The organism is Glycomyces algeriensis (assembly GCF_027622855.1).
GTDB lineage: Bacteria > Actinomycetota > Actinomycetes > Mycobacteriales > Micromonosporaceae > Glycomyces > Glycomyces algeriensis.
This window is the reverse complement of record NZ_JAPZVR010000002.1, coordinates 532,185-544,739: the sequence shown is the minus strand read 5'-3', so window position 1 is coordinate 544,739 and position 12,555 is coordinate 532,185. Positions and strand designations below refer to the sequence as shown.

The following is a 12,555-nucleotide window of genomic DNA, read 5'->3' as shown; positions in this document are numbered from 1 at the left end:
CTCACCTTTTGGAGAAGCACATGTACTCCCTGCTAGGCAGAGCGGTCATCAAGGCCCGCTGGTTCATCGTCGCAGGCATAGTCGCGGTCTTCGCGATCGGCGCGACCTGGGGCCTCGGCGTCTTCGACGAGTTCACGGACGGCGGCTACGTCTCCCAGGACTCGCAGTCGGTGCGCGACGCCGAGGCGATCGAGGAGGAGTTCGGCTCCACCGGCGCCGAGGTCGTGGTCCTGTACGAGTCCGAGACGATGACGGCGGACGACCCGGCATTCGCCGCGGCCGTCGAGAGCGCCGTCGCCGACATCGACGCGATCGACGAGGTCGAGAGCGTCACCTCCTACTACGACACGCAGCTGCCCTCGTTCGTCTCCGAGGACGGGCACGCGACCTACGCGGCCGTCTCGCTGGCCGGCTCCTCCGACGAGGCCCAGGCCCAGTCCTTCGAGGCCATCGAGGGCCAGCTGCGGGACGCCGGGGACACCGGCGACCTCACCGTCACCCTCGGCGGCGGCGCCGCGATCTTCGCCGACCTCAACGAGCAGGTCCAGCACGACCTCGAGATCGCCGAGATGATCTCGATGCCGATCCTGCTGCTCATCATGATCGTGGTCTTCGGCGCCCTCGTGGCCGCCTCGCTGCCGCTGCTCATCGGCGGCATGTCGATCCTCGGCGGCTTCGCGATCACCCGCGTGATCACCGAGTTCACCGACGTCTCGGTCTTCGCGGCCAACGTCATCACCATCATCGGCCTCGGCATGTCGATCGACTACTCGCTGTTCGTGCTCCGCCGGTTCCGCGAGGAGCTCGCCGCGGGCCGCGACAAGCGCCGCGCCGTGCTCAACACCGTCGCCACCGCCGGGCGCACCGTGATGGTCTCCGGCATCATCATCGTCCTCTCCATGGGCGGCCTGCTCCTGGTCGACGTGCCGTTCCTGCACGGCATCGCCTACGGCGTGATGTCCGCCGTCGGCGTGGCTATGCTCTCGGCGCTCGTGGCGCTCCCGGCGCTGCTCTACCTGCTCGGCCACCGCGTGGACAAGGGCCGCCTGCCCTGGCGGAAGAACAAGGAGCCCAAGACCGACACCGGGTTCTGGCACGGCCTCGCGGCCGGCGTGATGCGCCGCCCCGTGCTCGTGCTGCTGCCGGTCCTCGCGTTCATGGCGCTGCTCGCCAGCCCGATCCTCGGCGTGCAGTTCGGCGGCGTCGACGAACGCGACATGCCGAAGGACGCCGAGTCCCGCGTCGTCACCGAGACCATCGCCGCCGACTTCCCCGGCGGCGAGGAGGAACGGTTCCAGGTCATGGTCACCGGTGGCCAAGATGCCGCCGCCGAAGCCACTGCGGCGATCCTGGAGCTCGACAACGTCGACGACGTCGTGCCCGCCGCCCCGCCCACTGACGACGCGACCCTCCTCGACGTCCTCTACGACCTCGACCCGTTCAGCGCCGAGGCCCGCACCCTCATCGAGGACACCCGCGCCATCGAGGTCGACGGCGCCGACCTGTACGTGACCGGCGGCGCCTCCGACCGGGTCGACATGCTCGACGCGATCGGCGAGGGCCTGCCCTACATGCTCGGCTACATCGTCATCGTGACCATGGTGGTGCTCTTCCTGGCCTTCGGCTCGATCGTGCTGCCGATCAAGGCGGTCCTGATGAACGCCGTCTCGCTCGGCGCCGCGCTGGGCATCGTGGTGTGGATCTTCCAGGAGGGCCACCTGTCCGGCCCGCTGGGCTTCACGCCCTCGGGCTTCATCGACCCGTCGAACCTGCTGCTCATGATCGCGCTGCTCTTCGCCCTCGCCACCGACTACGAGGTCTTCCTGCTCTCGCGGGTGCGGGAGGAATGGGACAAGGGGGCGGACAACCGCACCGCCGTGCTGCGCGGCATGCAGTCCACCGGCTCGATCATCACGGCCGCGGCCCTGATCCTCATCGTGGTGGTGGGCGCGTTCGCCTTCAGCGGCATCACCTTCATGAAGATGATCGGCCTGGGCATGGCGATCGCGATCTTCCTCGACGCCACGGTCGTGCGGATGCTGCTCGTGCCCGCCACGATGCGCCTCCTGGGCCGCGCCAACTGGTGGGTCCCGGGGCCGCTCGGCCGGCTGTACTCCAAGTACGGCATCAAGGAGAGCGACGACTCGGTTGCCGCCGTTGAGGAGCGCTCGCCCGCCGGCGTCCGCTAGCCAGACCATCCACTGGGGAACCAGCGGCCCGCCCGGACAAACCGGGCGGGCCGCACTGCGTTGCGGGAGCGGCGGAATCGCACTCCGGTAACGGTTCGGGGCCGATGCCCGAAAGATATTCGGGAATTTAAGTACAGGCATTGACAAGAGGCAAGCGGTTGCATAGCCTGATGTGATCTAGGAGCCAACCCCCTCCGAAAGGTCCCAAAACCTTATGACCGACAACGATGTCGCTGTGGTGCGCCCGAAGCAGCGCAGCTCGGGAGCACCCCCCGGGCCGGCCGCTTCCGCACCCTCCCCGAGCCCGGAACGGGCACGCAGGAGGACCCGCGCGTCCATCCGCACCCGCGAGCGATGGGCCGCGCTGAGCTTCCTCTCGCCGTGGCTGATCGGCCTCCTGGCTATCACCATCGGGCCCATGATCGCCTCGTTCTACCTCTCGTTCACCGACTACAGCCTCGGCTACGGTGAATGGGTCGGCGGCGAGAACTACGCGCGCATGTTCGACGACCCGCGCCTGGCCAACGCCATCAAGGTCACCGCCGTCTACACCTTCGTGTCGGTGCCCCTGCAGCTCGCCGCCGCGCTCCTGCTCGCGATCGTCCTCGACCGCGGCCTGCGCGGCATGGCCTTCTACCGCTCGATCTTCTACCTGCCCTCGCTGCTCGGCGGCTCCGTCGCCATCGCGATCATGTGGCGGCAGGTGTTCGGCACCGAAGGCCTCGTCAACCAGGTCCTCGCCATCTTCGGCATCCAGGGCGAAGGCTGGGTCTCGCACCCCGACTACGCCCTCGGCACTCTGATCATCCTGCACGTGTGGACCTTCGGCTCACCGATGATCATCTTCCTGGCGGGCCTGCGGCAGATCCCCACCATGTACTACGAGGCCGCCAAGATCGACGGCGCCGGCGTCGTCCAGCGGTTCATGAGCGTCACGCTGCCGCTCCTGACGCCCATCATCTTCTTCAACCTCGTGCTGCAGATCATCAACTCGTTCCAGTCCTTCACGCAGGCGTTCATCATCTCCAGCGGCAAGGGCGGCCCGGCCGACTCCACGATGTTCCTGACGCTGTACCTCTACGATCAGGGCTTCACCCAGTTCGACATGGGGTACGCCTCGGCCATCGCCTGGCTCCTGCTGGCCATCATCGCGATCTTCACCGCGCTCAACTTCCTGATGTCGAAATTCTGGGTGTTCTATGGCGACAATGACTGAGACTCCGACCCCCGCGCCGGCCCGGCCGCGCGCCAAGCAGAGCCCCGCGACCCTCGGGCTCAAGCGCTTCGTCTTCCACCTGGTGCTCATCGTCGCCGCGATGGTCATGATCTATCCGCTGCTGTGGATGCTCTCGGCCAGCCTCAAGCCGATCAACGAGATCTTCGCCGACCCCGGGCTCATCCCGTCCTCCTGGGAGTGGGGGAACTACGCCGACGGCTGGAACGCCCTGCCGCACCCGTTCGAGAAGTACATCTGGAACTCGATGGTCATCGTGGCCGGGTCCATCATCGGCAACCTGGTCTCCTGCTCCATGGCCGCCTACGCCTTCGCGAGGCTCCGGTTCCCCATGCGCGGCATGCTCTTCGCGGTCATGCTCGGCACCATCATGCTGCCGATCCACGTCGTGATCATCCCGCAGTACATCCTGTTCAACAACCTCGGCTGGGTCGACACCTTCTGGCCCCTGATCGTGCCGAAGCTGCTGGCGACCGACGCGTTCTTCATCTTCCTCATGGTGCAGTTCATCCGCGGCCTCCCGAAGGAGCTGGACGAGGCCGCCTCGATCGACGGCTGCGGCTACTGGGGCACCTACCTGCGGGTCATCATGCCGCTGTGCATGCCCGCGCTGGCGACCACCGCGATCTTCACGTTCATCTGGACCTGGAACGACTTCTACTCGCAGCTGATCTACCTGCGCGACGTCGACCTCCAGACGGTCCCCCTGGCGCTGCGCCTGTTCATGGACTCGACGGGCACCACCAACTGGGGCGCGCTTTTTGCCATGTCTATTGTGGCTCTGGGCCCGATCTTCGGGTTCTTCCTCGCCGGCCAGCGCTACCTCGTCAGGGGTATCGCCACCACCGGTATCAAGTAAACCGGCAAACAACCCTCACGAAAGTCCTGAAAGGACCACGACAATGCAGTCATCCAACCCCTCGGGCGTCTCTCGGAGAACGCTCGCCAAAGCCGGGATCTTCGGCGCCGCCACCGCACCCCTCCTCGCGGCCTGCGGCAACGACGGCGGCGGCGGTGCCGCGGAAGGCGACGGCGAGCTCGACTTCTGGTGGTGGGGTTCCGACCCGCGCCACGAGTACACCCAGAAGATCGTGGACGCCTTCCTCGCGCAGAACGACGGCGTCACGATCAAGCCGAGCCCGAACGAGTTCGACGCCTACTGGGACGCATTGAACGTTTCGGTGTCGGGCAACAACGCGCCCGACGTCCTGCAGCAGGACGAGCGCTACCTGCGCGACTACGCCGACAAGAACGCCCTCCTGGCGCTCGACGACATCGGCATCGACCTCTCCAACATCGAGGAGAGCACCCTCAAGACCGGTCAGCTGGACGGCAAGACCTACGGCATCGGCACCGGCGTGAACGCCATGGCGCTGCTGGTCAACCCGGCCCTGGTCGAAGCCGCGGGCATGGCCATGCCGGACGACACGACCTGGTCGTGGGCGGACTTCTCGCAGTTCATCACCGACCTGTCCGCCCAGGGCGACGCGATCGGCAACTCGGCGATCTCGTTCAGCAACGAGTCCCTGTTCAACATCTTCGCGCGCCAGAAGGGCGAGAGCCTCTACACCGCGGACGGGAAGCTCGGCTTCACCGAGGCGACCATGAACGAGTGGTGGCAGATGGTCCTCGACCTGCGCGACTCCGGGGCGATCCCGGAGCCGAGCAAGATCGTCGAGGCGTTCTCGGCGGGCCAGGACCAGGCGCCGCTGGCGACGGGCACGGGTGTCACGGAGTTCTACTGGACCAACCAGATCGGTGCGATCCAGAAGGTGCTCGGCGGGGACCTGGTCCTGCTGCGCGTCCCGGGCGAGAGCACCGGCGTCCAGCCGGGCCTGTACCTGAAGTCGGCCATGTACTGGTCGATCTCGCGGACGACCTCGGACCAGGCCGCCGCCGCGAAGCTGGTGGACTTCCTGCTCAACAGCGACGAGTCCCTGGACCTCATGCTCGGCGACCGGGGCGTGCCCTCGAACACCGCGCAGCGCGAGCGGATCCTGCCGAACCTCCCGCCCGACCAGAAGCTGGGCGCGGACTTCATCGCGACGATCACCCCCGAGCTGGCCGAGGGCCCGCCGGTGCCGCCGGTCGGCTCCGGTTCCGCCGCGGACATCATGCTGGGCGTGTTCGAGACGATGATCTTCGGCGACGTGAGCGTCGAGGACAGCACCAAGTCGTTCATGGACCAGCTCAACGCCGAGATCGGCGCCTAAAGACACTCGGATCTTGCTCTGAGTGAGTCACAGTAAGAGGGTCGAAGGGTGAACTCGAAAGAGTCCGCCCTTCGTCCTTGTCCGGCTCCTTTTCACGGCCGAGCCTGGTCGAAATGCGACACGCCGTGACAACCCGTCCGTGATGGAAGTCGATTGTCGCCCGCTTCGGCAGCTCCGTATCATTGGTAGGATGACCAGCCAGTTCGTGCTCACGCTCTCGTGCCCCGACCGCCTCGGCATCGTGTACGCCGTCTCGGGTTTCCTGACCCGCCGCGACGCCAACATCGAGGACTCCCAGCAGTTCTCGGAGCACGGATCGGGCCGCTTCTTCATGCGCGTGGAGTTCAACACGGCCGCGCAGCGGGACGAACTGGCCGTGGGCTTCGCCGACATCGCCCGCGAGTTCGACATGGACTGGCAGCTCCACGACCGCGCCGTCAAGCGCCGCGTCCTCATCATGGCCTCGAAGCAGGGGCACTGCCTCAACGATCTCTTGTACCGCTTCCGGATCGGCGCCCTCCACGGCGAGGCCGCCGCGGTCGTCTCGAACCACCCCGACTGGGCCGACCTCGCGGCCTCATCGGGAGTGCCGTTCCACTACCTGCCGGTTGGCCTCGAGGGCAAGGCCGTGCAGGAGCAGCGGATCCTCGACATCATCGAGGAGGAGCGCATCGACACGGTGGTCCTGGCCCGGTACATGCAGATCCTCTCCTCGGACTTCTGCGCGAAGCTGCCGGGGAAGATCCTCAACATCCACCACTCGTTCCTGCCGAGCTTCAAGGGCGCCAAGCCGTACCACCAGGCGCACGAGCGCGGTGTCAAGCTCATCGGCGCGACCTGCCACTACGTGACCGCCGACCTCGACGAGGGGCCGATCGTCGAGCAGGAGGTGGCGCGCGTCGACCACGCGCACAGCCCCGAGGAGCTCGTGGCCGCCGGACGCGACCTGGAATCGACCTGCCTGGCCCGCGGCCTGGCCGCCCACCTGGACGACCGCGTCCTCATCAATGGCACCAAGACGGTGGTTTTCCGCTAGCGGATAATCATCCCGTGACTGACCAACGCGAGATCGTGCTCCTGGGGTCCACCGGCTCCATCGGCACGCAGGCCATCGACATCGTCCGCGCCAATCCCGACCGCTTCAGGGTCGTCGGCATCGGCGCCGGCGGCGGCAACCCGGCGCTCCTGGCCGAGCAGGCGATCGAACTGGGGGTCGACGTCGTGGCGGTCGCCGACGCCAAGTCCGTGGAGGACGTCCAGCTGCGGCTGTTCGCCGCCGCGACCAAGGCCGGCTGGACCTCCGGCGACGCGCGGATCCCGAAGCTCATCGCCGGGCGCAAGGCCATGGCCGAACTGGCCGCCTGGCCCTGCGACACCGTCGTGAACGGCATCAACGGCTCCATCGGCCTCGAACCGACGCTCGCCGCGCTGAAGGCCGGACGCCAAGTGGCCCTTGCCAACAAGGAGTCCCTCGTCGCCGGCGGCCCGCTCGTGCGGGACCTCGCCAAGCCCGGCCAGCTCGTGCCGGTCGACTCGGAGCACTCCGCGCTCGCCCAGTGCCTGCGCTCGGGTTCGATGGAGCGGGTCGCGAAGCTCATCCTCACCGCCTCGGGCGGCCCCTTCCGCGGCCGGACCCGCGCCGAACTCGCCGAGGTCACCGTCGAGCAGGCGCTCGCCCACCCGACCTGGGCGATGGGCCCGGTCGTCACGATCAACTCCGCGACCATGGTGAACAAGGCCCTCGAGGTGATCGAGGCCCACGAGCTGTTCGACGTGCCGTACGACGACGTCGAGGTCGTGGTCCACCCGCAGTCGGTGGTCCACTCGATGGTCGAGTTCACGGACGGCTCCACGATCGCCCAGGCCTCCCCGCCGGACATGCGCCTGCCGATCGGCCACGCGCTGGCCTGGCCCGACCGGCTCCCGGGGGCCGCGCGGCCGGTCGACTGGACGAAGGCCGCAGACTGGCACTTCGAGCCGCTCGACGCGACCGCGTTCCCGGCCGTCGCCCTCGCCAAGGACGCCGGCCGCGCCGGCGGCCTCATGCCCGCCGTGTACAACGCCGCCAACGAGGAGGCCGTCGCGGCCTTCCGTGACGGGCGGCTCCCGTTCCTCGGCATCGTCGACACCATCGAGGCCGTCCTCGCCGCCGCTCCGGACGGGTTGTCCGGGCGCAGTTCGCGACCCGCCAGTGTCGCAGACGTACTCGAGGCGGAGAACTGGGCGCGCGCGTGCGCCCGACGGCTAGTGTTGGACGCGTCCGAGCGTTAGAAGGAGACCGACTTGCTGGCCTACATCACCGGGATCGTCCTGTTCGCATTGGCGATCCTCATCTCCGTGAGCCTGCACGAATTCGGCCACATGCTCACGGCCAAGGGCTTCGGCATGAAGGTCACCCGCTACTTCGTGGGTTTCGGGCCCACCCTGTGGTCGTTCCACAAGGGAGAGACCGAGTACGGCGTCAAGGGCATCCCGCTCGGCGGTTTCGTCAAGATCGTCGGGATGACCCCCCTTGAAGAGGACGAGGAGGAGCTGAACGAGGCCGACAAGAAGCGGGTCTTCTGGCGCAAGCCCTTGTGGCAGCGCACCGTGGTGCTCGCCGCCGGCTCGGTCACGCATTTCATCATCGGCTTCGTCGCCCTCTGGATCCTCGTCTCGTTCGTCGGCGTCGTCGCCAACCCGGCCCACGCCGCTGCGTTCGACGAGTCGCAGGAGAACGCCCAGGTCGCCGTCTCCCAGTGCGTCGAGTCCACCGACACCGCGGCCCCCGCCGGGGACTGCCCGGACGGCCAGATCGAGGGCCCGGCCTACGCCGCCGGCATCCAGGACGGCGACTCGATCACCGCCGTCGGCGGGACCGCGATCAACGGCTGGGAGTCGCTCGTCGCCACGGTCACCAAGCTGACCCCCGACGAGCCGGTCGCCGTCACGGTCGACTCGGACGGCACGACGAAGACCGTCGAGGTCACCCCGTACGCCGCCACCGTGGAGAACGAGGACGGCACGACCGAGACCGTGGCCCGCCTCGGCGTCGTCGGCTACGTCGACCCCGCGATCGCCCCCACCATCGCCGTCGGCCCGATCGACGGCATCGGCGAAACCTTCACCACCACGGGCGACATGTTCAAGGAGACCTTCATCGCCCTGGGCCAGCTGCCCTCGAAGATCCCGCCGCTGTGGGACGCGATCATGGGCGGCGAGCGCAGCGCGGACTCGCCCGTCAGCGTCGTGGGCGCCTCCCGCCTCGGCGGCGAGATGGTCCAGTACGACCAGTGGGCCATGTTCTTCATGCTCCTCGTCGTCCTGAACTACTTCATCGGCATCTTCAACCTGCTGCCGCTGCTGCCCATGGACGGCGGGCACATCGCCATCGCGTGGTACGAGAAGGCCAGGTCGTGGATCGCCCTGAAGCGAGGAAAGATCGACCCCGGGCGTGTCGACTACATGAAACTCATGCCGCTGACCTACGCTGTCATCGTCCTCCTGGGCGGCTTCATGCTGCTGACGATCACCGCAGACATCGTCAACCCGATCACTATCTTCAACTAACCCGCGAATCAAGGTGGAAACTAGCCACATGACCGCAGTGAACCTCGGTATCCCCACCAAGCGGCACGACCACGAGATCGAGCCGCTCGCCCCGCGCCGCAAGACCCGCCAGCTCAACGTCGGCGGCGTCCTCGTGGGCGGCGGCGCGCCCATCAGCGTCCAGTCGATGACCACCACTCGGACCTCGGACATCGGCGCCACGCTGCAGCAGATCGCCGAACTCACCGCCACCGGCTGCAACATCGTGCGCGTCGCGTGTCCCACCCAGGACGACGCCGACGCGCTCAAGGTCATCGCCAAGCAGTCGCAGATCCCGGTCATCGCCGACATCCACTTCCAGCCGAAGTACGTCTTCGCCGCGATCGACGCCGGATGCGCCGCCGTGCGCGTCAACCCCGGCAACATCAAGCAGTTCGACGACCGCGTGGGGGAGATCGCCAAGGCCGCGAAGGACGCCGGCACGCCGATCCGGATCGGCGTCAACGCCGGCTCGCTCGACAAGCGCCTGCTCCAGAAGTACGGCAAGGCCACCCCGGAGGCGCTGGTCGAGTCCGCGCTGTGGGAGGCCTCGCTGTTCGAGGAGCACGACTTCCGCGACATCAAGATCTCCGTCAAGCACAACGACCCGGTCGTCATGATCAAGGCCTACCGGCTCCTATCGCAGCAGTGCGAGTACCCGCTGCACCTGGGCGTCACCGAGGCCGGGCCCGCCTTCCAGGGCACCATCAAGTCCGCCGCCGCGTTCGGCGCGCTGCTCGCCGAGGGCATCGGCGACACCATCCGCGTCTCCCTCTCGGCCCCGCCGGTCGAGGAGGTCAAGGTCGGCAACCAGATCCTGGAGTCGATGGGCCTCAAGGAGCGCGGCCTGGAGATCGTCTCGTGCCCGTCCTGCGGCCGCGCCCAAGTGGACGTCTACACGCTCGCCGAGCAGGTCACGGCCGGGCTCGAGGGCCTGCCCGTGCCGCTGCGCGTGGCCGTCATGGGCTGCGTCGTCAACGGCCCCGGCGAGGCCCGCGAGGCCGACCTGGGCGTCGCGAGCGGCAACGGCAAGGGCCAGATCTTCGTCAAGGGCGAGGTCGTCCGCACCGTGCCCGAGTCGCAGATCGTGGAGACGCTCATCGAGGAGGCCCTCAAGCTGGCCGAGGCGATGGGCGCGGAGCTGCCCGAGGAGCTCAAGGGCCTCGCCGGACCGGTCGTCCAGGTCCACTGAGTCGTCCGAGCGCACGTCGTTCAAGTGCGAGTAGTCCAAGTGCACAGGCGCGACTGTCGGATCGCCGACTCACCGGTCGGCGATCCTTCCGTACGCTGGTACGCAGCGCCACTTGCAGACCCCGGTACCCGTCGTGTAATCCGACATTCGGATCATCTTGTGCAAAACTCCACAAAGATGACTCCGAGGGATTCCGCCGAACCGCCGCCCGGCGCCGCGCATAATGACTTCCGTGCGTGTCAAGCGCAGCTTTGACGGCTGCGTCCGCGAAAGGGGAGCGACCGGCATGGGGAAGTTCGAACGACAGATTTCCGAGGGCGTCACCAAGTACTACTGGTACCCCGGCGAGAAGGTCGACTGGATCAGAGGTGTGCTCACGATCCTCGGCGGCGGCCTGCTCTTCGCCCTGATCTACGTGGTCACGAAGAACAACCTGCTGGCCGCCGTCGTCTCGGGCACCGCCGTCCAAGCGGTCGTCGGCGCCTACCTGGGCCGACGCGACGCCGCGGGCCTCTCCGAGTTCCACGACCCCGCGACCGAGCGCCGCGAAGCGGTCGTGGACGGCACCCGCGCCGCCTGGCGCGGCACGCTCCAGGGCCTGCTGTGCGCCGGATCGGCCATGCTCGTGCTCAACATGCCGCACTCGGGGTTCCTCGCCGACTGGGTGCTCCCGTTCGTCCCCTCGATCATCGGCGCGCTGGCCCACTCCGGCGGGATGCTGTGGGAGCGGCTCGCGCAGGAGGTCGGGACCGCCGACATGGCCGCGGCGGCCGAACCGGGCGCGGACGCGGAGGAGCCGACCATGGCGCTCGACGCCGGGTCGGTTGCGCGACGGCCCGCCGCCGCTCGAGGGCGGCGGGCCTTCGCGCGTGCGGGGGAGGGGTGTGGTGAGCCGGCGCGGGGCGACTGCACGCCGCCTGGGTTGGACAGGCGGGGCGCTCGACCGCGGGAGGTGTCGTACACCGCGTCCGGCGAGCCGGACCGCGGAACTCCTGCGGGAGCAGCGCCCCACGCCGGCTCGGTAGGAAAGTCGTTCGGACTCTCGTCGCGCGCCTGTTCGCGGGGTCCCGGACCGCCCCGCTCCGAATTGCTCGGGCACGGGCTGCCGGATGTCCAGGATGCTGCCTGGCGTGCCGGAACGCAAGAGGTTTTCGCGGTCGCCGGGGCTTTTCCGGGCGTCGTCTCGGTAACGGTCCGGACCGGCCCTGAAGCCCTCCGGTTAGGCTTGCCGGATGGAATCCCGTCCCGCGCTGCGCCCAGGCAGGCAGAGTCCCCGCAGGAGTGTCCCCGACGCCATCGAGCGGCCCGAGTACGTCGGCAAGCCGGCCCCCTCGCCGTTCACCGGCTCGGAGGTGAAGGACGCCGAGACGATCGAGCGGATGCGCGTCGCCGGCCGCATCGCCGCCGACGCACTGGAGACCGTGGGGAAGGCGGTCGCCCCCGGCATCACCACCGACGAGCTCGACCGGATCGTCCACGAGTACCTGTGCGACCTCGGCGCCTACCCCTCGACGCTCGGCTACCGCGAGTACCCGAAGTCGTGCTGCACCTCGCTCAACGAGGTCATCTGCCACGGCATCCCCGACTCCACAGTGGTCCGCGACGGCGACATCGTGAACATCGACGTCACCGCGTTCATCGGCGGCGTGCACGGCGACTGCAACGCCACGTTCCTCGCGGGGGACGTCTCGCAGGAGGCCCGCGACCTGGTGGAGCGCACCTGGACCGCCACGTGGCGCGGCATCAAGGCCGTCAAGCCCGGCCGCCAGCTCAACGTGGTCGGCAAGGTCATCGAGGCCTACGCGAAGCGCTTCGGCTACGGCGTGGTCCGCCAGTTCACCGGCCACGGCATCGGCACCGCGTTCCACTCCGGACTGTACGTGCCGCACTACGACAACCCCGGCCTCGACGTCGAGATCGAGACCGGCATGACCTTCACGATCGAGCCGATGATCAACCTCGGCACGGCCGAGCACGAGATGTGGGACGACGGCTGGACCGCCGTCACCCGCGACCGCAAGTGGACCGCCCAGTTCGAGCACACGCTGCTCGTCACCGACGACGGCTTCGAGATCCTCACGATGCCCTCCAGCGGCGTGCCCGCAGGCACGCCCGAGCAGCGGCGCTGAGCGGCGGCACTGTCATTGGCAGGCACTGCAT

Annotated in this window: 9 protein-coding genes; all 9 read left to right on the top strand. The window is 68.1% G+C overall.

Annotated elements, in window-relative coordinates:
* Positions 1-20 precede the first annotated feature (20 nt).
* Complete coding sequence (locus O2L52_RS05725) at positions 21-2,189, top strand: MMPL family transporter (RefSeq protein ID WP_270114372.1); 2,169 nt, start codon at positions 21-23, stop codon at positions 2,187-2,189.
* A 214-nt stretch (positions 2,190-2,403) separates the two neighbouring features.
* Positions 2,404-3,405 (top strand): carbohydrate ABC transporter permease, encoded by a 1,002-nt coding sequence (locus tag O2L52_RS05720; RefSeq protein ID WP_270114371.1) that lies wholly within the window; start codon positions 2,404-2,406, stop codon positions 3,403-3,405.
* Entirely contained in the window at positions 3,389-4,282 is an 894-nt protein-coding gene (locus O2L52_RS05715) for a carbohydrate ABC transporter permease (protein WP_373897017.1), read from the top strand. The genes O2L52_RS05720 and O2L52_RS05715 overlap by 17 nt, the downstream gene beginning before the upstream one ends.
* A 43-nt stretch (positions 4,283-4,325) precedes the next feature.
* The gene (locus tag O2L52_RS05710; protein ID WP_270114369.1) at positions 4,326-5,636 is read left to right on the top strand and encodes an ABC transporter substrate-binding protein; all 1,311 of its coding nucleotides are present in this window, start codon (positions 4,326-4,328) and stop codon (positions 5,634-5,636) included.
* Positions 5,637-5,826: 190 nt separating this feature from the next.
* Positions 5,827-6,672, top strand: a complete 846-nt coding sequence (purU, locus tag O2L52_RS05705) for a formyltetrahydrofolate deformylase (protein WP_270114368.1) — start codon at positions 5,827-5,829, stop codon at positions 6,670-6,672.
* 14 nt (positions 6,673-6,686) lie between these two features.
* Positions 6,687-7,907 carry a 1-deoxy-D-xylulose-5-phosphate reductoisomerase gene (gene dxr / locus O2L52_RS05700; RefSeq protein WP_270114367.1) on the top strand — a complete coding sequence of 407 codons (1,221 nt, stop codon included), beginning with the start codon at positions 6,687-6,689 and terminating at the stop codon, positions 7,905-7,907.
* A 15-nt stretch (positions 7,908-7,922) separates the two neighbouring features.
* Positions 7,923-9,185, top strand: a complete 1,263-nt coding sequence (locus tag O2L52_RS05695; protein ID WP_344472618.1) for a M50 family metallopeptidase — start codon at positions 7,923-7,925, stop codon at positions 9,183-9,185.
* A 28-nt stretch (positions 9,186-9,213) separates the two neighbouring features.
* A complete protein-coding gene (gene ispG / locus O2L52_RS05690; protein WP_270114365.1) occupies positions 9,214-10,395 on the top strand; it encodes a flavodoxin-dependent (E)-4-hydroxy-3-methylbut-2-enyl-diphosphate synthase in 1,182 nt (393 codons plus the stop codon).
* Between the two features lie 1,232 nt (positions 10,396-11,627).
* Positions 11,628-12,524 carry a type I methionyl aminopeptidase gene (map, locus tag O2L52_RS05685; RefSeq protein ID WP_270114364.1) on the top strand — a complete coding sequence of 299 codons (897 nt, stop codon included), beginning with the start codon at positions 11,628-11,630 and terminating at the stop codon, positions 12,522-12,524.
* Positions 12,525-12,555: the final 31 nt, after the last annotated feature.

Coding starts and splice junctions, on each gene's coding strand:
- O2L52_RS05725 (WP_270114372.1), top strand. CDS start 21: ATGTACTCCCTGCTAGGCAGAGCGGTCATCAAGGCCCGCTGGTTCATC.
- ispG (WP_270114365.1), top strand. CDS start 9,214: ATGACCGCAGTGAACCTCGGTATCCCCACCAAGCGGCACGACCACGAG.
- map (WP_270114364.1), top strand. CDS start 11,628: ATGGAATCCCGTCCCGCGCTGCGCCCAGGCAGGCAGAGTCCCCGCAGG.
- purU (WP_270114368.1), top strand. CDS start 5,827: ATGACCAGCCAGTTCGTGCTCACGCTCTCGTGCCCCGACCGCCTCGGC.
- O2L52_RS05720 (WP_270114371.1), top strand. CDS start 2,404: ATGACCGACAACGATGTCGCTGTGGTGCGCCCGAAGCAGCGCAGCTCG.
- O2L52_RS05710 (WP_270114369.1), top strand. CDS start 4,326: ATGCAGTCATCCAACCCCTCGGGCGTCTCTCGGAGAACGCTCGCCAAA.
- O2L52_RS05715 (WP_373897017.1), top strand. CDS start 3,389: ATGGCGACAATGACTGAGACTCCGACCCCCGCGCCGGCCCGGCCGCGC.